The sequence below is a fragment of the Parasphingorhabdus sp. genome, from assembly GCF_036963805.1.
GTDB lineage: Bacteria > Pseudomonadota > Alphaproteobacteria > Sphingomonadales > Sphingomonadaceae > Parasphingorhabdus.
Window position 1 is genome coordinate 1,311,574 of the sequence record NZ_JBALUN010000001.1, and the last position, 22,312, is coordinate 1,333,885.

Consider the following 22,312-nt stretch of genomic DNA (forward strand, 5'->3'; position numbering starts at 1 on the left):
AAACTTGATGGCTTGTGGATAGAAATTGGGATGATGGGGATGGAATGAGCAAGTCTAAATATCCCGCATTCATCCCTTGCTTTATCCACAGTGAAATCACAGGGTTGCGGGCATGAACAGACTCCATTTGCATATGCTATCAGACTCGACCGGTGAGACGCTGGAAAATATCGCAAAAGCGGCGCTGGCGCAATTTGACGGGGTCGAGATTATCAAGCATTTCTGGCCCATGGTTCGTTCGGAAACCCATTTGAACCGGATATTGGTTGAAGTAGCGGATAATCCGGGCCTTGTCATATTTACCTTGGTTAACAGTGATATAAGGGCTCGGCTAGAACGTGAATGCCGTCATTTGGGGCTGCCGGTCGTGCCAGCGCTAGATGCAGTAACAGATGCGCTATCCAATATGCTGGGACAAGAAGCAAAAGCACGGCCCGGTCGCCAACATATATTGGATGCGGCCTATTTTGAACGGGTCGAGGCGATACAATTCACTATCGCCCATGATGACGGTATCGGTTGGGAAAATTGGGAAAAAGCGGATATTGTTCTCGCTGGCGTTTCTCGTACGTCCAAAACACCGACGTCCATCTATTTAGCTAATCGGGGTTATAAGACGGCAAATATTCCCATTGTCCCTGAATCCCCGCCACCTGAATCGCTTTATCATCTAAAAAATCCGTTGGTAGTTGGCTTGATTGCAGGCGCTAGCCGATTGGTGCAGGTGCGTCGCAATCGGCTTTTATCCCTAAATCAGGCGCCGGAAACTGATTATGTGGACGAAGAAAAGGTCAAAGCTGAAACCCAATATGCTCGGCGAATGTTTGCCGATAATGGTTGGCCGATGATTGACGTTACACGGCGTTCAATTGAAGAATCCGCTGCGGCTATCATCAATTTTTATAACGACCGTCATACAGGCATGGCAGATAGTAGGAAAGCTAAGGACGATGGATGAGTCCAAGCCCGAGCCGATGCTCATATTGGCTTCGAAAAGCAAAGCACGGCGGGCAATGCTCGAAGCGGCAGGCGTGGTGATTGAATCATTGGCGCCTAATGTTGATGAAGAGGCATTGAAGGATGGTTTACAGGCGGAGGGGATAACCGCACGTAACCTGGCTGATGCATTGGCCGAAGCCAAAGCGGTTCGCTTGTCCCGGCGTATTGGTCCTACACTCGTACTGGGCGGAGATCAGGTTCTGGCTATGGAAGATGGCACAATGCTCGACAAACCGGTCGACCAAGCGGATGCGAAAGCGCATTTGCGGCTACTATCCGGTAAAAAGCATAAGCTGTTCAGCGCCGCAGTGATTGCGGACCAAGGGTCTCCGATATGGCGTCATATCGATATCGCCACGTTAACAATGCGATCATTAAGTGATGCTTATATCGATAGCTATGTTGATGCCGAATGGGATGATATCCGCCATTGTGTGGGCTGCTATGAAATTGAAGGCCGCGGGGCGCAGCTTTTTTCAAACATTAACGGGAGTCAATTTACGATCATGGGTTTACCTCTACTTCATCTGCTTGATTATTTGCGGGTCAGAGGCGTTATGCCGTCATGACCGGAAAACTTCCTTATGCTGAGGTTATTGGTGACCCAATCGCCCATAGCAAATCGCCCGTTATTCATGGTTTTTGGCTTAAAAAGCTTAAAATTAAGGCCGACTATAAAATGTTCCACGTGAAACCGGATCAACTGGGTGACTATATTGACAGTCGTCGCGTCGATCCCGATTGGCGGGGTTGCAATGTGACGATTCCCCATAAACTCGCCATAATGGATCATGTATCTGATCCCGGTGATATACGCGCTTCTATTGGCGCGATGAATACAATCGCGAGATCTGAAAATGGGGAACTTTTTGGGACTAACACGGATGCCGGTGGGTTTTTTGCCCCTATCGCGGACGTGCCGTTAAGCGGCCAAGAGGTAATTGTCATCGGCGCTGGCGGTGCTGCCCAGGCAGTCTTGTTCGCCTTATCGCGTATCAATGTCGGGTCGGTCACGATCATCAATCGCAATGTTCTGAAAGCGTCCGCGTTGCTCGCTCGTTTTGGGTTGAAGGGGCAAGCGCTGGAACATGGTTCAGCGCTTCCGCCCGCAAGACTTCTGGTGAATGCTAGTGCGCTGGGGATGAAGGGACAGGATGAACTAATCATCAATCTCGATAGCCAACCTGATGACGCGATTGTCTATGACCTTGTCTACGCGCCGATAAAAACCAAATTGCTCGTTGCGGCGAAGGCGCGCAATATGGAAACCATTGACGGATTGTCGATGCTGATTGGCCAAGCGGCTGTGGCTTTTGAAATTTTCTTTGGTCAAGCGCCGCCATTGGAACATGATGAGGAACTTAGAAAGCTGCTCCTCGCATGACGGGGCCAATGATTATAGGCCTGACAGGTTCCATAGGGATGGGGAAGTCAACCGTTGCCCAGATGTTCGTGGATGAGGGGGTGCCGGTATTCGATGCCGATGCAGCGGTCCATGTTTTGCAGGGGCCAGGCGGTGCGCTTGTTGAAGAAATTGAAGCATTATTTCCGGGAACCACAGACAAAAAGGGTGTGAATCGCCAAATACTTGGTCCCGCAGTATTCGGCAACCCAGACGCATTACAGAAGCTAGAGGCAGTGATTCATCCAGCGGTTGGAAAGATGCGAGGGGAATTTCTGAAAAAGCACCAGAATGCACCGATGATTCTGTTCGATATCCCGCTGTTATTTGAAAAAACTGGCGCTAACGGTGTTGATTTTATCATCGTGGCGTCGGCATCAGAACAGGATCAGCAGAAACGGGTTTTGGCGCGTCCCAGTATGACGGTGAATAAGTTTGAAAAGATTAAGTCCCTGCAAATGCCGGACGATGAAAAGCGCAAACGGGCTGATTTTATCATCAACACATCACAGTCATTGGAAGAAACACGGCAAGAGGTGAAAAATACTATCGAAAAATTAAAAGCTTCCCTTGCGTAACCGGTATTTGAGTCCGATATTAATCTTATGCGCGAAATAATTTTTGATACTGAAACCACCGGCTTTGACCCGCAAACCGGCGACCGTATGGTTGAGATTGGCTGTATCGAAATGGTTGATCGGGTGGAAACCGGAACCAGCTTTCATTGCTATTATAATCCCCAACGCTTGATGCCCAAAGCGGCGGAGGAAGTGCACGGACTTTCCGATGTATTTCTATCCGATAAAATGCTTTTCGCTCATGGTGCGGACGAACTGCTGGAATTTCTTGGCGATGCCAATTTGGTCGCCCATAATGCGCAATTTGATTTTAAATTCCTTAATGCCGAACTGGTGTTGTGCGGTAAAACACCGATTTCCCAGTTTAGGATGATTGATACGCTGGCGATCGCGAAGGTCAAACACCCCGGCGCCAAATTGTCGCTGGATGCGCTGTGCAGCCGTTATGGCATTGATCGCAGCCATCGTGTCAAACATGGAGCATTGCTTGATGCGGAGTTGCTGACGCAATTGTACATAGAGCTGACAGGGGGGCGTCAAATCGGCCTCGGTCTGGCGGATGACAAGATTTCAACTACAACTAATCAGCGGCAGATATCGGGGAAAGAGGCAGCGCTGCGTCGGCAGTTTATCGCGCCGCGCCCCCATAGCGCTACTGCTGAAGAACTTACCCGCCACGCCGCCTTTATGGAAAATATAAAGGACCCGTTGTGGGCCGATATTTAATAGTTATTACCTAAATTTCCGCGTAACAATAATGGAGAAATAATATGGAAATTCGTGTTTCAGGCCACCAAGTCAATACTGGCGATGCGCTTCAAAGCCATGTCGATGATAGAATGAAAGCAATAGCGGATAAATATTTCCCTAAAGCTATCTCCACGCACGCTACCGTTAGTAAAGCTCCCCACAACCAATTTCAGTGCGATATCGTATCCCATATTATGCAGGGATTGATGTTAAAGTCGGAAGCGCGGGCAGCAGATGCCCATCAGGCATTCGAACAGGCTGCAGACAAGATTGAAAAGCAGCTGCGCCGTTATATGCGCCGTCTGAATGATCATCATGTCCAGGCACAATATGCAGCGAAGCAGGAAGATGCTGCTTATCGCGTATTTAATATAGTTGAGGAGGATGAGGGATCAGACGTCGAGGGTGACGCTCCGCCTATTATTGCTGAAACGAGCACCGATATTCCCGAGGCGACCGTTTCTGATGCTGTTATGATGATGGATTTGCGAAACACCAACGCGCTCATGTTTAAAAATGCTGGAACTGGGTCCCATAATATGGTTTACCACCGCTCTGACGGCACGATCGGTTGGGTTGAACCTAAAAAATAGCACCATATTTTGCTTCTAAATCACCGCGGTTTGTCGGATTTCCCATCATTTTGGTGGAATCTATTTTGTGATCAAAAATATCGCGTGAAGGCCATTCTTCCAGAATAGATGCTTTGCTGATCAAAATTCAAACCGTGGGGTTTATGAGGATCGAATGAAATATTTGTCAGTTCATATGGATGTCGCCGCCGTGATGGTGAGCGCAGCCTCCATGTCTAAGCGTGATATTTTCGCGACTTTTTCTCAAAAGGCGCATCAATTTTATGGATTGGATGCCACTACGGTTATGGATCGTCTGCAGGATCGAGAAACACTCGGTTCGACTGGTTTTGGCGGATCGGTTGCTATTCCACACGCTCGAGTGAAAGAGTTAGACCGATCCGTGGGTTTATTCATTCGTTTGGATCAGCCCATTGGATTCGACGCTCATGACGGACAGGATGTCGATCTGATATTTTGCTTATTGTCACCCGAACAAGGCAGCGCTGATCACCTAAAGGCCTTGGCAGAAGTTTCGCGCTTCCTGCGTGATGAATCCGTGACCGCAAAATTGCGGGGTGCGGCCTCTAAAGATGCTCTTTACGCGTTGCTCATGGGGCAGCGGGATCAGCAAGCAGCTTGATAATGACTGGAGACAATGGTCCAGAACAGGAATCAAATGGGTCACTCGAGCATTTTCGGGCGTTAGAGCGGCTATATAAAGAAGCGCCGATCAATAAATTATTTCAATCTGATCTTGAAATTACGGCTCGTGGTTTTGCACGCATTACCTTTGCGGTGGATGAGCGCCATTATCATGCGGCCGGTGCTGTGCACGGCACGAGCTATTTTAAAATGCTCGATGATGCCGCCTTTTACGCAGCTAACAGTCTTGTCACCGAACGTTTTTTGCTGACCACTGCTTTCAACGTTCTGTTTACCCGACCGTTAAAATCTAGCACCGTGACAGCAGAGGGTCGGTGGGTTAGCGGAAAAAGGCGCGTTTTTGTCGCGGATTCCCGTCTGATAGATCAGGATGGAGAGGAAATCGCGCGTGGTACTGGAACATTCATGCGTTCTCATATCCCTCTGGCGTCGCTACCAGGATATAAGCCTACTTCATGATAGAACCGCGACTATCAGCCGAGATGACGGTGCAGTCTTTGCTGCGCAAAGTGAACCAAGAAGGCGGATTTGGAACAGTGATTCGAAAGGGAGACCGGATCTCTGGATCAATCCTGATAATCTGCTTGGAAAAAGGTAAAGATCCGCGACTTTTAGAAAAAATGCAAAGTCTGGATGGCTCCTCCTCTTGGCACAAAATATGGCCACAAACCTTTGATAAAAAACAGAATTTAGATGAATATATAAGCCGGAGAAGCGGCTTTGATCCCGATATATGGTTAATTGAACTGGACATCCCAGATGCGGAACGGCTCATCGCTCAAATGACCTGATCGCGTTGACTTTGTTGCGCTGCAACGTATTTGCCAATCAACTTTGATGCGAAGGTTGCTCCTCGGGATTGTCGTTGGTGACAGGGAGTAAACACGCAGACGGAGGGAACAGAAATAAGCTGTTGGTTGGTTTTTTGCTTATTTATGCGGGTTTTTCTCGTACTGGACTCACCGCATAAAATAATAGGTTTATGAGAAAATTTTTTAAAGCAACGAGCATGATGTCGCTTGCCCTTACTATGGCTGCGGCGTTTGCTATGACCGATGTATCATTCGCGTTCGAAGCCAGTGATGATATGCCGGAAACGGAGATCATGATTGATCCCGATATGCTGGAATCCGCTGACGAAGCAGCACCGATAATTTTCGGAGAGAAGCAGGAAGTTGTTTCCGAAATTCTTCCAGAGACGATAAAAGAAGATAAGCTGGCCAATGAAGAGCAGACAGCTGATTTTGCGGATGAAGATGCCAGCTCTTTGAGTGAGCTGGTTAGTCAACAGTCAGTTGATGGATCCTTGAGCGAAGAAATGCAGTGTCTGGCCGGAACGGTCTATTTTGAATCTAAGGGTGAAAGATTGGCTGGCCAACTTGCCGTTGCCCGTGTTGTGCTGGCTCGTGCCGCTTCATCACGCTTTCCCGATAGTGTTTGCGGAGTTGTCTATCAGCGCAAACAATTTTCTTTCATTCGCGGCGGCAAAATGCCGCGTATCAATAAAACGAACCATCACTGGCAAAATGCTGTGGCAATTTCCAAAATTGCGATGAACGATGCTTGGAAAAGCCCGGTTGAAGGTGCTTTGTTTTTCCATGCGCGCTATGTATCACCGGGTTGGCGGTTACAGCGTATGGCAACAATCGATAATCATGTTTTCTATCAATAAACATTGATAATATATATTTTTTAGAGGCTCCCTATTGGGGGCCTTTATTTTGTTCTGTTTATGTTCTATCTCTTAGCTATGATGATAAAAATTGACGATTCGCCGCTATCTGTTGCTGATTCAATCTCCAGTTTTGATTCGATAGCAGAGTCCGCCGCGCCTTTGACCGGGGCTGCTGCTGTTGCACGTGGTGTGGCACGGCTTTTCGCCCGCCATGATATCATGGTCTTATCTGAAGTGAGTTTGCCCAATAAAAGGCGTGCAGACCTGATGGGTGTGGATGCAAAGGGGCAGATTGTAATCGTCGAAATTAAGGTTGCCCGCAGTGATTTGCTCGGTGACAATAAATGGACGGAATATCTCGAATATTGTGATCGTTTCTACTGGGCATTGCCGAGTGATTTTGATGTGGCACCATTGAACCGGCCGGACTTTATGCCTGAGCGCGCCGGACTGATTATCGCTGATGCTTATGATGCAGAAATGGTTCGCTCTGCGGCAACCCATGCGCTAGCTCCAGCGCGCCGGAAAACCGAAACAATGCGGCTGGCGCGCCGATCAATGCAGCGCCTATCGGCCGTTAATGGTTGGATTAAGCCCGTAGCACAGGATTTTTATTAAATCATGGAAGTGATGTTTAGCCCTCGGGGCCAAAAAACTTTCCAGTAGATTTGGGCTTCTTCTCTTTATCGGCCTTTTGAATTTCCGCCAATATGGCAGCTGCGCGCCGGTTACGCGTCGCATAGTCACGGGCGGAAAGGCCGGCCAAAGTGTCGGTCCGGTCTGGATCTGCGCCGTTTTCCAATAAGAGGCGTGTCATCTCGATATCGAGTAACTGGACAGCGCGTATCAAAGCTGTTTCGCCTTGATTATTCGCCTGATTGGCATCGGCATTTTGGTTTAACAGGACTCTTGCACCTTCCACGAACCGCAGTTGCACGGCGACCATCAACGGAGAGATCCCGTTTTTATCCTGAATATTGGGATTGGCACCCTTTTGCAGCAGAAAACCAGTCCAAGCCGAATCCCGGCGGGCCACCACAATATGTAGTGCGGTTTCGCCCGTTGAATTATCCTTCGTATTGACGATAACCGTACCGGGTTCATTTAGAAACTTTGTCGCTTCAGCGCCGTCCCGGTCTTTTACAGCTTTAAGGAAATTATAGCTGTCCGAAAATTGTGCATTGGCAACGCCCGGCAGGACCAGTGAAAAAGTGAAAAATACCGCTGCCAATAAACGCAGGATACTGAGCCGTCTGCCAAACGGTGAAAAATTAGTGCTGCCCCGGTGCATGATTAACGATCCCATTTATATATCTGACGACTTCGCAAATTTTACGATAGAGTGCGTCAATTACCTGTTGAATATTCATCTCTAGCAGACCATGTCTGGCCGCATGATGAACAAATTGCTATCTGTTTTTTCCGCTGCGCTTTTAATGTCGCTTCTTGCTGCCTGTAACCCAGCGGCTTCCGACAATGGGAAGGCTGAAGCACCGCTTGCTGGCGCAAAAATTGGCGGTAGCTTTACCTTGACCAATCAGGATGGGGGCAAAACATCTGAGACAGATTTTGCCGGAAAATACCAGATTATCTATTTTGGATATAGCTATTGTCCGGATGTGTGCCCGGTCGATCTCCAGCGATTGATGCAAGGATTAGCGCTCGCCGAGAAACATGACCCCAGCCTTGTCGAGAAAGTTCAGCCGATTTTCATCACGATAGACCCTGAACGCGATCAGCCTGAACAGTTGAAACAATATGTTTCTGCTTTCCATCCCCGCTTAATCGGATTGACTGGCAGTGTTAGCGAGATTGCCGAGGTCGCGAAGAAATATCTCATCATCTACGGAAAGCGTCAGGATGACGGCGCAAGCGAATATCTCATGGATCATAGCCGACAAGCTTATTTGTTCGGACCAACGGGTGAACCAATTGCCTTGTTGTCCTATGACGGGACGCCGCAGCAGATTGCCGACGAAATCAAACAGTGGGTAAAATAGACCAAGATATTCCTTTTTGGGAAATGCCGCTCGAAAAGTTGGACCGCGCGCAATGGGAAGCCTTGTGTGATGGTTGCGGCAAATGTTGTTTGCTGAAGGCCGAAGACGAGGATGACGGTCAGATCTATATGACCAACATTGCCTGTAAGCTTTTGGACACACAAAGCGGCCAGTGTAGCGATTATCGACGGCGGCGCTATTTTGTGCCGGATTGTGTCCGGTTGACTCGTGATAAGTTGGACCAATTTACTTGGCTTCCTGATAGCTGCGCTTATAAAATGCGGGCACGGGATTTGCCGTTGCCGGAATGGCATTATCTGGTTTCGGGTGATCGGGAGACGATCCATGAAACAGGAAACTCTATTCGTGGAAAAGTGATAACGGAGGTGAAGGCTGGGCCGCTTGAGCAGCATATTCTCGATGGACCGCTCTAGAACCCCATCCGTCCCTACTCATAGGGACGAATTGGAAATCGAACTAGGCGACCGCTTCTATCTTTTGCGGGTTCGCAAATTGAGGCAGGCGCGTTCTATTGCTGTTTCCGCTGACACGGTGAAGGGCGAAGTCCGGCTTACGATGCCGCTGCACGTGAGCACGGCGCAGGCGCTGCGTTTCGTCCAATCTAAATCGGATTGGCTGGTTGATCGCTTTGCGGAGGCCTTACCGCCAGTTCCGATAGTCAATGGCGCGGAGATTGCATTTGCAGGTGAAAGTCATTTTATAAGCTGGTCTCGGGACTTCAGCCGAAAACCGTTAAAAATAGGCGATGAAATTCGCGTTGGCGGGCCGGAAGATCGGATACAAAGCCGGGTTTTGGACTGGATGAAAGCCCAGGCGCGCGATGCTTATGTTGATGATCTCGCCTATTACTGCGTACGGGCGGGATCGGATTTACCAACGCTGTCGGTGGGCGATGCACGCCGCCGCTGGGGGAGCTGTTCCGGTCGTCAGGCGATAAGGATGAACTGGCGGCTGATCATGGCCCCGCCCATGGTACGGCGATCAGTAGTCGCCCATGAAGTCGCCCATTTGCGGCATATGAATCATAGTCCGGCCTTCTATGCTTTGCTGGACGAAATTTTTGAAGGAAAACGGCGTGACGCGGATCGCTGGCTTAAACAGCATGGATCTGCTCTGCATCTTATTGGTGCCCCGGCTCGAACAGCTTAACAACGAACTAAGTCTAAACTTCTATTCGTCGCCTACTCTTGGTAATATGGATACTGGCGCAGCCGGTTGTTTTATCGGCACTTGCGGTTTGTCTACCGGCGGCCTGTTCTGGTTTGGTGACGGTGCTTTAGCGGCCGGTTTTTCACCGCGGCCCAATACGGAATCAATCCATTCCTGATCCAGTTGTGGTGAGCCATCGTCCGCCTGCCCCCCTTCCAGATCATATTCCAAACCCTTACCGGTTTCGATAGGCATGCCATTTTCATCGACATAAATTCCGTCCTCAGGCGCACCGTAAAGCTCGTCCTCATCGGGTTCCAACTGCCAGTCCGGTAGGACGAGTTCAGTCTCAAACTGCTCCACTTTGCGGTTAGCGACGGCGACCTTCATAAAGGCAGCGAAAGCAGCGGCCGGCGCGCGTCCGCCTTGTAATCCACTAACAGGCTTCGCATCGTCACGTCCCATCCAGACACCGGTGGTGAGCCCGCTTGAAAAGCCCAGAAACCAGCCATCTTTATTGCTGCTGGTGGTTCCGGTTTTCCCGGCAACCGGCCGGCCAATTTGGGCGGCTTTACCGGTACCGGCATTAACTGCAGTCTGCATCAAATCGGTAATGCCTGCGGCGACCCAAGGATCAACCAAGACCCGGCTACCGTCAAATTTGCTTTGATACAGAACGTCTCCCTTCATCGTCACCACTTTGTTAATGGCATAGGGTGTGACCGAAATACCTTTCGCATTGATCGATGCAAACGCCCGTGTCATGTCGAGCACCCGAACGTCGGATGTCCCCAAGACCATCGACGGGTTGGTATCAATTGGCGTGGTAATGCCGAAACGGCGCGCCATATTGGCAATAGTCGACGTTCCAATATCATTACCAATGGCTGCTGCGACCGTGTTTTTAGAATAAGCAAAAGCACTACGTACGCTCATATCACCGGCATAGCGGCCACCGCTGTTGCGAGGGGTCCAATTGCCGATCTTTATCGGTTCATCGGTGACTATATCGTCGGGTGTATAGCCCGCTTCCAGCGCAGCCATATAGACAAAGACTTTCCACGCGGAACCGGGTTGCCGCATGGCCTGTGTCGCCCGGTTGTAGTTGGAGGTGACATAGTCGGTACCTCCGACCATAGCACGAACGGCGCCGTCACGGTCCATTGCGACCAGAGCGCCTTGTGCGCCCGCCGGCGTTCCTTTTTGGATCGCGGTAGTCGCCGCGCGTTGCATGCCGAGATCTAGCGTCGTCCAGACTTCAATCGGCTCCACCGTCTCGTCAATTAGCAAATCAAGCTGTGGCAGTGCCCAATCGGTGAAATAGCGCACACTATTCTGTCGGGGTTCGGGGGCCAGTTTGACGGCGGTCGGATTTGTTTCCGCAGCTTGAGCCGCCGTAATGGCACCCGCGTCCTGCATGACTGTCAATACAACGCCCGCCCGGTCAATCGCGGCCTGGGCGTCCGCAGTGGGAGAATAGCGTGAGGGGGCTTTCACTAGCCCGGCAATAATCGCGGCCTCGGCGAGGCTTAAATCCTTGGCACTATGCGCGAAGAACCGGCGAGAGGCGGCGTCGATACCATAAGCACCACCGCCGAAATAAACTTTGTTGAGATAGAGCGAGAGTATTTGTTCCTTCGAAAACTTGCTCTCCATCGCCAAGGCGATCAGTATCTCGCGGCCTTTCCGGCCAAACGTACGATTATTGTTGAGAAAGATGTTCCGCGCCAATTGCTGGGTAATGGTCGATCCGCCTTGGGCAAAGTGGCCCCGTTGTAGACGGACTTGCAGCGACCGTGCGATCCCGATCGGATCAACGCCCAAATGGCTTCTAAAGCGGCGATCTTCGACAGCAACCATTGCGTCGACCATGACGTCCGGAATAGCGTCATATTCCAGCCATTGCCCATAGCTGGGGCCCATCGAGAATAATTCTTTTCCGCTGACATCCAGAACCCGGATCATCTGTCCGTTGGGGGACGATTTCAGGTCTTCATAGCCCGGAATGGATGACCGGATGACCGTGACAGCAACGACAAGCGCAATGATACCGAGAAGGCCAACGACCAATCCCGTTTTTACGAGCCGGAAAAACCATTTGCGAACTGGCCCCGGTTGTTTGTTGCCTTTTTTGCCCCGCGCCATATTGTCCCATTCACCATACGCTTACTAAGCGTGTTTTGTAGCGTGTTACCGCCTTACTGCAGGCTGAACGCTATTGGACAGCGAAATCTTTCAACCGTCTTTCGGTTCAAATTCAAGCGCGGCGCTGTTCATGCAATAGCGCAAACCATTTGCTGCTGGCCCATCCGGAAAAACATGGCCCAAATGCCCGTCACAGTTGCTGCAGCGGACTTCGATACGGCGCATGCCAAGGCTGATATCTTCGATTTCAGTAACGGCTTCCGCCTCTGCTGGTTCGGTAAAGCTTGGCCATCCGCAGCCACTATCAAATTTTTTCGTAGCATCGAATAATTTGGTCCCGCATCCGGCGCAATAAAACTCTCCGTCGCGTTTTTCGGCGTTTAGCTTGCCGGTAAAGGCGCGTTCTGTTCCAGCTTCACGCAGGACGTGATATTGTTCGGGGGTCAGTTTATCGCGCCATTCTTCGGCGCTTAATATGATTTTTTCCATAGCGGTAAAATGGGGTGAATTGGGGCTGACGTCAAGCAGTGCTTGGGTGAAGTTTACGAAGCGCATCAATTATCGGCCGGCAGCTTTCCGGATGGGTTTTCGATTCTATTCTCCACATTAAGCAACCTTGGTTTTTCCTCGATTCTTAAAAAGGGACGTTGAAATTGCAAATAGCCGTTTAACATTTTCGGCCAAGCACAACAGGCACATATCATTTTTCAAGCTGAGAAAGAGAAAATCGATATTTAGCATAATTGCAATTATGTAGGAAAGCCCGATATTCATGCGCTACTCGGGCGCCATCATAAAAAGTTAACCATTTTTTCAGCGACTTTCGATATGATCGACCCGTGGTGATGATTGATATAAAATCCAGACCGGCTTTTGCGGTTCTGATGCTGATGCTTGGTTGGATGAACATCCTTCCCGACGGCGCAGCCGCGCAATGCCGATTATGCGCCGCGCAGATTGGAAGCATTTCATCCCTTGGACCCACCTCGCAGGTGGAAATACCGCTGAATATTCAGATCACCGCCAATCTCGATTTTTCCCGGCTGGCTTTGCTCAATCGGGCGGGCGGAGAGGTGGAGCTCGACCCTAAAACGGGGCAGCGCCGGATTACAGGCAGTCTAACCGATCTTGGCGGCCTGTCACTAAATGGACAGGGACGTCTGACCGGGGAACCGGGGCGGCTGGTACGGGTCCAATTGCCGGAACGGATCACGTTAAGCGCACCCAATGGTTCGACCGCAGACTTGGTGAAGCTCGACACGGATTTGCCCCCGCAGGCGCGGCTTGACCGCGATGGACGGCTTAGTTTTTCCTTTGGCGGAAAACTTCGGGTAAATGGAAATGCCAACGGGCAGTTTCGCGGCAGAATTGCGATTACCGCCGACTATGAATGACGATATTTAACGCAGACGAGAGGCTTTTCTCGCGATAGTCAGCAATTCCTGCTCGACCAGTACATGCTCCGGTTGGCCGCTGCTTTTTAAGGCTATTTCCAGCGCCAATATGCGTTCGATTAATCGTCCAATATTACCAGAAGACCAAAGGTTAAGTTGCCGGGAATAATTATCGCGGTCTTTCCAGAAGACGCTGGGATGATTGACCAGCTTGCCAATATTGCCGCCTTGATCCACTTTCGTTCGCAATTCTGCGAGTTTGATTAAGTGGCGCAACATTAAACGGACCAAGCCAACCTCGCTAAAGCCGGTGGTGCTGACTGCGGCCAATTCATTACTGAGCTTTTTGGTATCGCCGCTGACCGCCGCATTGATCAGCAGACCAAGATCTTCCTCGTCATTTTCGGCCCCCAAAACCGCTAAAAGTTCGGCTTCCGCTTCTTGGGGATTATCCGGCGTGGCATCCAGATAAAGCGCAATTTTTTCCACTTCCAGCTTGGCAAGGACCAGATCGTTGCTGGTTAAGGCAGCTATAGCTGCGGCGGTATCGCGAGTGATTTTTACACCTTCATCACGGGCCATGCCTGATATGGCCGGAATAGCGTCGCCCTGTGATGTCTCATAGCAAGTAGCGATAAGGGCATCGGGCGCGGCGGCAATTTTTTTGGCCAAGGCGGTCTTATCCGCCATGCCCGCTGCGACAATGAATACCGGATCGCCTTTCGTATCGCTTTCCAGCAGGTTTTCAATCGCTGCGGTTGCGCGCACGGCTTCTCCGCTGTTGAGGCGCACCATGATGAAACGTTTGTCGCCAAATAGAGACGCTGAGGTAGCTTCGTCATTTAGGCGGGCGGTGCTTTCGGTGAGGTCGGCGATGGTGAGGTCGACCCGTTCTGCCGTTGCTGCTAACGGGGCCGCCAGTTCATTTGCCAAAGCCTGACAGCGCGTGGCATTGGGGCCGCATAAAATGGCTAGTTTGATACCATCGGGGGCCGCATGAAAGTGGTGCACGATTTCATTGTCTTTGACTTTCACAACGTTGCTTTCAAGGATGGGCTTTCATAGCGCACCGATTAATTGCCGCTGCCGCTCGCCTGTTCGCGTGCAAATAGGGAGAGTCTTTTAACAATCTGGTCCGCAACCCGTGTGGACAGATTCTCTAGCGCTGTTTCTTCGGCGGCGACGGTGGCATATTCAGAAGATACGACATCGATACCGGCGTCTGACCCGGCAGTCGCATCCAGCACAACAACGCTATCGGATAAGCGGACCAACTGATAGCGTGCACGCAAAGTGCGGCGTTCGCGGGTAATCCGGTCGTTGCTGCGGACACCAAAGCCGGCGATTTTATCATCCAGCTCAACAATCAAACGATATTTGACCTCACTGCCTTCGAATGTGGAGAGTTGGTCGCTCAGCGCGTTGCGCATCAGCCAACCCGCCTTGCCCTTTATGGGTTCAATTTCAACATCACCGAGCTGGTTTGCGACAACACCGTTGGTGCCGCCCGAATAAAGTGGTTGCAGGCCGCAAGAAGCCAGCAGGATACTCGCCGCAGCAAGCAAGCTGATGTTGCTCAGCAGTTTCGTCATATCACGATATTGACCAGCCGGTCGGGCACCACGATCACTTTCTTTATATCTGCACCATCAATGGTACGCTGCACCTTCTCGGATGCAAGTGCAAGTTCCTCTAGCGCCGTTTTGTCAGTGCCCTTGGCCACGGTAATCGTGTCGCGCAATTTCCCGCGTACTTGAATCGCGATGGTAACTTCATCTTCGACGAGCAGCTTTTCGTCAAACTCCGGCCATGGCGCATTGGCTATTAAATCACTCTCGCCAAACAATGCCCATGCCTCTTCGGCAATATGGGGAACCATCGGCCCAACGATTCTGGCAAGCGTCCGAATGGCCTCATGACGGGTGACCGACGGCGCGGCTTTCTCGATCATATTGATCAATTCAAATATTTTCGCGACGGCTTTGTTGAACGACAGCGCTTCCACATCTTCGGCGACACCTGCGATGGTTTGATGTAACTTGCGCTTAAGGGCTTTATCTTCACCGCTTGCCGGATCAGGCTGGCCAGTCGCTGAAATAAATAACCGCCAAAGCCGTTGAACGAAGCGCCAGCTGCCTTCAATTCCGGCTTCGGACCATGGCAGGTCGCGTTCGGGCGGGCTATCGGACAGCATGAAGAAACGCACCGCATCTGCGCCATATTGTTCGATAATCGGATCAGGATCGACGACGTTTTTCTTCGACTTCGACATTTTCTCGATGCGGCCGATTTCGATGGGCGCACCGCCGGATTTTTTGAACACTCCGCCCTCACGATGATCAATTTCATCAGGATTATAATAGACAATCCGGTCAGAACCCGTCTCGTCGGAGCGGATTTTCTCGAAATAGGTCTCGTGGGTCACCATACCCTGCGTGAACAGGCTTTCAAACGGCTCCGCGAAATCAAGCTTGCCGATCGATGCCAGCGCCCGTGTCCAGAACCGGGCATAGAGCAAGTGCAAAATGGCATGCTCGATACCGCCGATATATTGCGATACAGGCATCCATTTTTTGACGGTTTCGGCGTCGAAAGGTTGGTCATCTGGTTGGCTTGCAAAGCGCAGGAAATACCAGCTTGAATTGACAAATGTGTCCAGCGTGTCGGTTTCACGTCGCGCTGCCTTGCCGCAATTCGGGCAATCGACATGTTTCCACGTCTTATGCCGTTCCAGCGGATTGCCGGGAACATCAAAGCTGACATCGTTGGGCAGAGTCACGGGCAATTGATCTTTGGGAACCGGAACCGCGCCGCAATCATCACAATGGATGATCGGGATGGGCGTGCCCCAATAGCGCTGGCGTGATACGCCCCAGTCGCGCAGCCGCCATGTTGTCTGGGCCTTGCCCCAACCTTCGGATTCAGCTTGACCCATGACGGTTTTTTGGGCGGTTTCGATGTCCATCCCGTCCAAGATCCGGCTGTTCACCAGCTTTCCGGCACCGGTATAGGCTTCATTTTCTATGGGCGCGGCTTCGTCGCCTTCGGCTGCCACCACGCGGGTCACGGGAAGCGCATATTTGCGAGCGAAATCAAGATCGCGCTGGTCATGGGCCGGAACGCCGAATACCGCACCAGTTCCATAATCCATCAACACGAAATTGGCGACAAACACCGGTAATTCCCAAGAAGGATCGAGCGGATGGGTGGCTTTCAGGCCGGTATCAAAGCCCTTTTTCTCCATCGTTTCGAGTTCCGCCGCCGTCGTCCCGCTTTTCTTGCACTCTTCGCAAAAGGTAGCGAGCATGGCATTATCTTGCGCTAATTGCTGCGTCAGCGCATGATCAGCCGCTAGAGCGACAAAACTTGCACCGAAAATCGTATCCGGGCGGGTAGAGAAAACTTCAATAGTTTCAATATCTTGCTGCTTTTCAGCGAGCGCAAAATGAAATTGCAGGCCCTGTGATTTCCCGATCCAGTTTTCCTGCATCGTGCGGACTTTTTCCGGCCAGCCTTTGAGATCATCCAGCCCGTCGAGCAATTCATCAGCAAAATCGGTGATCTTCAAAAACCATTGGCTCAGCTTACGTTTTTCAACCGGCGCGCCGGAACGCCAGCCTTTACCGTCGATGACTTGCTCATTGGCAAGGACGGTCATATCTACCGGATCCCAGTTGACCGCAGATTCTTTGCGATAGACAAGGCCGCCTTCGAACATGTCGATGAACAAGGCTTGTTCCTGGCCATAATAGTCCGGTTCGCAGGTCGCGATCTCGCGGCTCCAGTCGAGCGCGAACCCCAACCGTTTTATCTGGTCGCGCATGGAAGCGATATTGGCCCGTGTCCATTCACCGGGATGGACTTTCTTTTCCATCGCGGCATTTTCCGCCGGCATGCCAAATGCGTCCCAGCCCATGGGGTGGAGCACTTCAAAGCCTTGCATCCGCCGGAAACGCGCTAAAACATCGCCCATTGTGTAGTTGCGGACGTGGCCCATATGGATGCGGCCGGAGGGATAGGGAAACATTTCCAAAACAAAGCTGCGCGGTTTTGTCGAATTATCATCCGCTTCGAAGGTTCCCGCCTCGGACCAACGGGCTTGCCAGCGTTTGTCCGCCGATAAAGGGTTAAAACGCTGATCGGTCATGCTGGTCCTATAATATTTTATTTGTATAAGCAGGTTCGCCGTTTAATTAGTCGGTCGCCCGCTTAATTGCCTGTTTAGTTAGTCGTCATTGCACCGCGCCGCAGATCGCGTGCTTTGGTGAGGATGATCTGTTCAAGCTTTTGCGTTGTCGCTGCCTTAACCGGAGCATCAACCCATGTATTGCCATTGAGCACTTGGCGTGAAGCGGCCACGCGCAGAGCATCCGCACGCAAATCCTGATCAAGGATCGAAATATTAAGCTTCATCCGCTCTTGAGGGTTTTGTGGATTCACATACCAATCTGTCAGGATCACGCCGCCATTGCTGTCGGTTTGTGTGAGCGGCATGAAGGACAGGCTATCAAGCGTCGCGCGCCACAAATAGCTGTTCACACCGATGGTGGTGATTTTCGAAGCGGCGAGATCGGCCTTTGGCCGTTCTTTGCTGCCACAGGCGGATAGGCCAGCTATTAATGCCACGGCCGAAAGGCCCAATACCAAAGGACGCATTTTAGCGGTGGATAAAGAAAGGCGTGACATGGACAAGCTCCTCATTGGCAGTTTGGCGCCCCTATTGCGGTGGTGCCGTGTGCCGGTAAATCTGATTTCAACGCTCTCTATAATTGCTTTGCCGCAAGGGGCAAGCCAAAGCGCAACATTTCGTTCATGATAAGCCTTGCGTGAATAGCAGTTGAATAACGACCGGGCAAAGGGCTGCAATGGAAACTATGGGATGATTTTGGCTAATCCGTTGAGCACCCTTGGTTAAGCTCGAAGTCTTTATAAGGAGTTGATGAGGAAAAATGAAACCGTCACCCATCTGCAACATAAATGCCCTAGTTCAGAAAAATCAGAAAGAATCAGCATGTTGACTCGTGTCATGGAAAAAAATTTGATATAGATAATGCTGAGCAAAGGGGAAATTGCGTCGTCATGAAGAAAAATGGCAATATTTTGGGGTGGTTAGCGGCGGGACTCGCTGCGTCCGGTCTTGCCATGACTCCTGCATTGGCACGGGTTCTTTCAGAGAAAACTGACGCAGTTTCGATTCCTTCGCTGAACACTATAAGCTCTTTTACAACTGCTGGCGCTGATCCTGAGCTTGCGGCAAGCTTCAAACGTACCCAGCTCGGCGGTAAAACCCAATTTAGATTTACGCCTGCTGGCGGTAATACAAACGGTGACCGTGCGGTTACTGTCGTGGTTCGTCAGGACGCATCCAGCAAAGCAATTTCTATTCGTGAGAATGTCCTTGCTGCGGCGCCGGGTGCAGGCGTGTTCACTCCTGCCAAAATAACACCGACGTCTTTCAGTCTTGGCACTGCAAAAGGTCTAAAGAGTTTCGCCATTCCAGTGAAGAAATTGGGTAATAATCTACCGGATCTTTCTGAAATTGGTGCCGGTATGGATGATAGCGACAAGATTACTGGCAAGAAGAGCCGGTTTAGTCCGCGTCTCTCCCTTGATGCAAAAGAGCCTATAGGTTCTTCACCGGGTGCGCTCGATGCAAGTGAAAAAGACTATTTGCTTGACGTAGGCGGCAGCTATTCGTTGACACGCAACCTTGCCTTTACAGCGGGTGTTCGTTTGAAAAATGAACGGGACCGGATGGCGCCATTGACCGATTCGCGTCAGGATAGCCAAGCTGTATATGTGGGAACGCAATTCCGTTTCTGATTGTTATTGCGCGCTTAGGCTATCAATAGCGGCCCAACCATGAGCTCCTAAATCTTCGTATTTTTGAAATCGCTGCGCATCCATGCCGCCGAGCAATATTACCGGCTTTCTGCATAGCCCTATAAGACGCCGTAATTGTATATGGTTGAGCGGCTTTTGTTCGGGATGGGACCGTGTCGTGTGGGCGGGCGATAGGAAAATCACATCTGCGCCATGATGATTGGCTAGCCATATTTCTCTGGTATCATGAACCGGCGCACTATGAAGCAAACCAGCCGTCTGATGCCGCTTCCACTGCCGTCCATGTACGCCATCCGCACCCCAACGGCGCGCCAAGGAAGGCGGTCCAGCGAGCAACAGGATATGACCATAGCGTCTTGCGCAGGCTCTGATAGCTTGAAACCGATTGCGCCGCTCTTTGGGTGGCAGGTGATAATGACGGAAAATAATCCCGCTGCCACGCGGTAATGCGGCGATTGATGATTCTAGTATTTCGTCATTGCGCGCATCGGTGATGAGCCAGATGGGCGGGTAGAGATCGGAAAACCAGGACTGGTGCATCAGACTGGCCTGCCATATAGGCGGGCATTAGCCAATTGAGAATTTTAAGAAAAAGATGCCCATGACAATATCTAGCGACATGTTGAACATAGTTCAGGATAAAATGGCCAAGGCTGCAAAGCTAGCCCAGCGCAATGCTGCAGATGTGCAGCTTATTGCGATCTCGAAAACCCGCTCAGCGGATGAGGTACGGCCTTTGCTTGACGCTGGCCAAAGAATTTTCGGCGAAAACCGGGTACAAGAAGCCGCGACTAAATGGCCAGCGCTGCGCGTAGAATATACAGATGCCCAAGTGCATCTTGTTGGCCAGTTACAATCCAATAAGGCGGAAGAGGCGGTAGAGTTGTTTGATGCGATCCATTCGCTCGACCGCATTTCGCTGGTTAAGGCGCTGTCGAAAGCCATGGACAAATTGGATCGGCGGATAGCGTGCTTTATTCAGGTGAATATTGGCGAGGAATCACAAAAAGGCGGTTGCGCCATCGTTGATTTGCTAAGCTTATTGGAATCAGCGCGGGCGGAGGGAATTGAAGTGGCGGGGCTGATGTGTGTGCCCCCGTCCCATGTTCATCCGGCACCCTATTTTGCGTTGCTAGCGAAACTGGCGAAAGATCACGGCCTTGAAAAGCTGAGCATGGGCATGTCCGGGGACTATGAAACTGCGATTAAGCTGGGGGCAACGCATATCCGAGTGGGAACAGCTTTATTCGGCGCGCGGCCCTAGCTAACGCTTTTTGGCTCTCCAGTTTTTTCGGCTTCTTTCGCGGCACGGTCGGCCTTACGCTCTTCTGGCGTGTCGGGTGCAACAAAGCTGATCACAATATCGCCGTTCTCCATCACTGGCCGCGTTTTTGTGGAGAAGAATAATAAGCGCCGGTCTTCTTTAAATATCACCAGTGGTTCTTCGTCTTTTTCCAGATTCTTGCGATATTCTTCGGCAGAAAATTTCTCGGTAATTTTGGTTTTGCTGAAGCGCCATCCATCGCGCTCCCGATCGAGCAATGTGTTGAAATCCGTGCCTGATTCAAATAATATCCGTCCGTTACCGATCTTGCTTTTGCTTTGTTCGCGACTTTCATTGGACAGGCGGCTCATCTGGTCAAAGCCCATCTCGGGTCCAAGATCGGCGGTGATGAGTTGGTTCTGGCTGTCATTATCGGTGGCGACAATCATATGTTGGAACTGGCCCAGTTCGATATTATCATTATGGGCTTCGTCCAATATATCGCCCTGATGTACCTCTAACTCCTCGCCGCGAGCCCGGCGTAGCGCGAATGGACTAGTGTCTGCTATCAACACTTTAATGTCTAGAGACTTCAGTATTTTACCCAAGGCCACCGTCCACCGTGTCGCCCCTACAATCAAAACGCCTTCGCCCTTGCCTTCATTGATGCCAAGGCGTTCGGCAACCCAGGCTGCGGAAAAGCCATGGGCAAAAATTGTGGCGATCACAACGGCGAAGCTCAGCGGAACCAATGCTTCTGCACCGGGGAAACCATAGTCGACCAGCCGGATAGCAAATAGACCCGTAATCGCTACGGCCACAATACCGCGCGGGGCAATCCAGGCGATGAACAGGCGCTCTCGCCACGGCAAGGAGCTGAACAATAAGGCGACGAGGACCGATATGGGCCGGACGACGAATAATAATAAGACGAGGAATATGACAAATTGCGGCCGGAATTGCTGGACAGTTTCCCAGTCCAGTGTCGCGGACAATATGATGAAGACACCGGAGATCAGCAAGACCGCCAAATCTTCCTTGAACCGGTGGAGCGCCTGACTCGAATAAATCTGTCGATTGGCCAGAACTACACCCATCACGGTGACAGTGATTAAACCGGTTTCATGCTTGATCAGATCAGCAACAACGAAACCGCCAATCACGGTAATTAAAAGAAACGGGGCTTTTAGATATTCCGGCACATGGCCTCTGGGAAACAACCAGGTAATTGCATAGCCCAAGGCTGCACCCAATGTCCCGGCAACAAAACTGGCCGCGAGCACATCCATGCTAATTACTGCGATATTGGCGTCAGCACCTTCATAGGTAATATAGGCATAAATCCCGACAGCTAGCAGCGCGCCGATCGGGTCATTGACAATGCCTTCCCATTTCAAGACGCTGCGGACCCGTGAAGGCACCCGCAAGGTGCGGAGCATCGGTCCGATAACGGTTGGTCCTGTAACGATCATTATGCCGCCCAAAAGCGCCGAAATTTCCCACGACAAGCCCGCACCATAATGGGCAGCGGCCGTTCCCAATATCCACGCAATCGGTCCGGCTATCAGCACCATCATGATAACCGCACCGCCCGCTTGCCGGAGCTCGCGGAAGTTGAGGCTTAGTCCGCCCTCAAACAAGATGACAGCGACGGCCAGTTTAATGATCGGCTCCTGAAGCGCGCCAAAATCTCGTTCGGGGTCAATAATCCCGAGCACGGGGCCAGCGATAATCCCGACAATCAGCATAAGGGCGATGGCCGGACGACCGGTGCGCCAAGCGACCCATTGTGCGCCAATGCCCAAAACGCCAATCAGCGCAATTTTCACCATCAACGAATCAACAATAATCAT

General features: G+C 51.1%; 26 protein-coding genes. 17 read left to right on the top strand and 9 right to left on the bottom strand.

Features of this window, described 5'->3' with window-relative positions:
- The first annotated feature begins 112 nt into the window (after positions 1-112).
- The 11 genes from V7676_RS06320 (at position 113) to V7676_RS06370 (ending at position 7,260) form a co-directional block, all read left to right on the top strand.
- Positions 113-958: a pyruvate, water dikinase regulatory protein gene (locus tag V7676_RS06320; protein ID WP_335658789.1), complete on the top strand. Its 846-nt coding sequence runs from the start codon at positions 113-115 to the stop codon at positions 956-958.
- Positions 959-974: 16 nt separating this feature from the next.
- Positions 975-1,568, top strand: coding sequence for a Maf family protein (locus V7676_RS06325; protein ID WP_335658922.1), 594 nt, complete (start codon positions 975-977; stop codon positions 1,566-1,568).
- Positions 1,565-2,383, top strand: a complete 819-nt coding sequence (gene aroE / locus V7676_RS06330; RefSeq protein WP_335658790.1) for a shikimate dehydrogenase — start codon at positions 1,565-1,567, stop codon at positions 2,381-2,383. The genes V7676_RS06325 and aroE overlap by 4 nt, the downstream gene beginning before the upstream one ends.
- An 8-nt stretch (positions 2,384-2,391) precedes the next feature.
- A complete protein-coding gene (gene coaE, locus V7676_RS06335) occupies positions 2,392-2,979 on the top strand; it encodes a dephospho-CoA kinase (protein ID WP_442955413.1) in 588 nt (195 codons plus the stop codon).
- 27 nt (positions 2,980-3,006) lie between these two features.
- Positions 3,007-3,705, top strand: coding sequence for a DNA polymerase III subunit epsilon (gene dnaQ / locus V7676_RS06340; protein WP_335658792.1), 699 nt, complete (start codon positions 3,007-3,009; stop codon positions 3,703-3,705).
- 44 nt (positions 3,706-3,749) lie between these two features.
- Positions 3,750-4,322: a ribosome hibernation-promoting factor, HPF/YfiA family gene (gene hpf, locus V7676_RS06345; RefSeq protein ID WP_335658793.1), complete on the top strand. Its 573-nt coding sequence runs from the start codon at positions 3,750-3,752 to the stop codon at positions 4,320-4,322.
- A gap of 154 nt (positions 4,323-4,476) precedes the next feature.
- Positions 4,477-4,944, top strand: coding sequence for a PTS sugar transporter subunit IIA (locus V7676_RS06350; RefSeq protein WP_335658794.1), 468 nt, complete (start codon positions 4,477-4,479; stop codon positions 4,942-4,944).
- A 2-nt stretch (positions 4,945-4,946) separates the two neighbouring features.
- Complete coding sequence (locus tag V7676_RS06355; protein ID WP_335658795.1) at positions 4,947-5,426, top strand: PaaI family thioesterase; 480 nt, start codon at positions 4,947-4,949, stop codon at positions 5,424-5,426.
- 23 nt (positions 5,427-5,449) lie between these two features.
- Positions 5,450-5,758, top strand: a complete 309-nt coding sequence (locus tag V7676_RS06360; RefSeq protein ID WP_335658796.1) for a DUF1491 family protein — start codon at positions 5,450-5,452, stop codon at positions 5,756-5,758.
- A 218-nt stretch (positions 5,759-5,976) separates the two neighbouring features.
- Entirely contained in the window at positions 5,977-6,639 is a 663-nt protein-coding gene (locus tag V7676_RS06365; protein WP_335658797.1) for a cell wall hydrolase, read from the top strand.
- 78 nt (positions 6,640-6,717) lie between these two features.
- Positions 6,718-7,260: an MmcB family DNA repair protein gene (locus tag V7676_RS06370; RefSeq protein WP_335658798.1), complete on the top strand. Its 543-nt coding sequence runs from the start codon at positions 6,718-6,720 to the stop codon at positions 7,258-7,260.
- 16 nt (positions 7,261-7,276) lie between these two features.
- Here the strand turns inward: V7676_RS06370 and V7676_RS06375 are convergent, their stop codons facing one another.
- Complete coding sequence (locus tag V7676_RS06375) at positions 7,277-7,933, bottom strand: ankyrin repeat domain-containing protein (protein ID WP_335658799.1); 657 nt, start codon at positions 7,931-7,933, stop codon at positions 7,277-7,279.
- A gap of 91 nt (positions 7,934-8,024) precedes the next feature.
- Between V7676_RS06375 and V7676_RS06380 the strand changes: the two genes are divergently transcribed.
- Genes V7676_RS06380 through V7676_RS06390 form a run of 3 tightly spaced genes read left to right on the top strand, consistent with a single transcriptional unit; the run spans position 8,025 to position 9,812 of the window.
- Complete coding sequence (locus V7676_RS06380) at positions 8,025-8,642, top strand: SCO family protein (RefSeq protein ID WP_335658800.1); 618 nt, start codon at positions 8,025-8,027, stop codon at positions 8,640-8,642.
- Between the two features lie 8 nt (positions 8,643-8,650).
- Positions 8,651-9,076 carry a YcgN family cysteine cluster protein gene (locus V7676_RS06385; protein ID WP_335658924.1) on the top strand — a complete coding sequence of 142 codons (426 nt, stop codon included), beginning with the start codon at positions 8,651-8,653 and terminating at the stop codon, positions 9,074-9,076.
- Positions 9,063-9,812, top strand: coding sequence for a M48 family metallopeptidase (locus V7676_RS06390; RefSeq protein ID WP_335658801.1), 750 nt, complete (start codon positions 9,063-9,065; stop codon positions 9,810-9,812). The genes V7676_RS06385 and V7676_RS06390 overlap by 14 nt, the downstream gene beginning before the upstream one ends.
- Before the next feature lie 21 nt (positions 9,813-9,833).
- Here V7676_RS06390 and V7676_RS06395 read toward each other — a convergent pair whose 3' ends face one another.
- Together V7676_RS06395 and msrB are read right to left on the bottom strand one after the other, a co-directional pair.
- Positions 9,834-11,957: a transglycosylase domain-containing protein gene (locus V7676_RS06395; protein ID WP_335658802.1), complete on the bottom strand. Its 2,124-nt coding sequence runs from the start codon at positions 11,955-11,957 to the stop codon at positions 9,834-9,836.
- Between the two features lie 90 nt (positions 11,958-12,047).
- A complete protein-coding gene (msrB, locus tag V7676_RS06400) occupies positions 12,048-12,446 on the bottom strand; it encodes a peptide-methionine (R)-S-oxide reductase MsrB (RefSeq protein WP_335658925.1) in 399 nt (132 codons plus the stop codon).
- Between the two features lie 356 nt (positions 12,447-12,802).
- Here msrB and V7676_RS06405 point away from each other — a divergent pair, with 356 nt between their 5' ends.
- A complete protein-coding gene (locus V7676_RS06405; protein WP_335658803.1) occupies positions 12,803-13,351 on the top strand; it encodes a DUF4402 domain-containing protein in 549 nt (182 codons plus the stop codon).
- A 6-nt stretch (positions 13,352-13,357) separates the two neighbouring features.
- Here V7676_RS06405 and holA read toward each other — a convergent pair whose 3' ends face one another.
- The 4 genes from holA to V7676_RS06425 form a co-directional block, all read right to left on the bottom strand.
- Complete coding sequence (holA, locus tag V7676_RS06410; RefSeq protein WP_335658804.1) at positions 13,358-14,386, bottom strand: DNA polymerase III subunit delta; 1,029 nt, start codon at positions 14,384-14,386, stop codon at positions 13,358-13,360.
- A gap of 38 nt (positions 14,387-14,424) precedes the next feature.
- On the bottom strand, positions 14,425-14,943 hold the full coding sequence (gene lptE, locus V7676_RS06415) for an LPS assembly lipoprotein LptE (protein WP_335658805.1): 519 nt from the start codon (positions 14,941-14,943) through the stop codon (positions 14,425-14,427).
- Positions 14,940-17,498 carry a leucine--tRNA ligase gene (gene leuS / locus V7676_RS06420; protein WP_335658806.1) on the bottom strand — a complete coding sequence of 853 codons (2,559 nt, stop codon included), beginning with the start codon at positions 17,496-17,498 and terminating at the stop codon, positions 14,940-14,942. The genes lptE and leuS overlap by 4 nt, the downstream gene beginning before the upstream one ends.
- A gap of 74 nt (positions 17,499-17,572) precedes the next feature.
- Entirely contained in the window at positions 17,573-18,007 is a 435-nt protein-coding gene (locus tag V7676_RS06425) for a DUF3576 domain-containing protein (protein WP_335658926.1), read from the bottom strand.
- Between the two features lie 423 nt (positions 18,008-18,430).
- Here V7676_RS06425 and V7676_RS06430 point away from each other — a divergent pair, with 423 nt between their 5' ends.
- Positions 18,431-19,174, top strand: a complete 744-nt coding sequence (locus V7676_RS06430) for a hypothetical protein (RefSeq protein ID WP_335658807.1) — start codon at positions 18,431-18,433, stop codon at positions 19,172-19,174.
- A gap of 3 nt (positions 19,175-19,177) precedes the next feature.
- Here V7676_RS06430 and V7676_RS06435 read toward each other — a convergent pair whose 3' ends face one another.
- Positions 19,178-19,735 carry a thiamine phosphate synthase gene (locus V7676_RS06435; RefSeq protein ID WP_335658808.1) on the bottom strand — a complete coding sequence of 186 codons (558 nt, stop codon included), beginning with the start codon at positions 19,733-19,735 and terminating at the stop codon, positions 19,178-19,180.
- A 61-nt stretch (positions 19,736-19,796) separates the two neighbouring features.
- On the opposite strand from V7676_RS06435, the gene V7676_RS06440 reads away from it, so the two are divergent.
- A complete protein-coding gene (locus V7676_RS06440) occupies positions 19,797-20,459 on the top strand; it encodes a YggS family pyridoxal phosphate-dependent enzyme (protein ID WP_335658809.1) in 663 nt (220 codons plus the stop codon).
- Here V7676_RS06440 and V7676_RS06445 read toward each other — a convergent pair.
- Complete coding sequence (locus V7676_RS06445) at positions 20,456-22,312, bottom strand: cation:proton antiporter (protein ID WP_335658810.1); 1,857 nt, start codon at positions 22,310-22,312, stop codon at positions 20,456-20,458. The genes V7676_RS06440 and V7676_RS06445 overlap by 4 nt on opposite strands.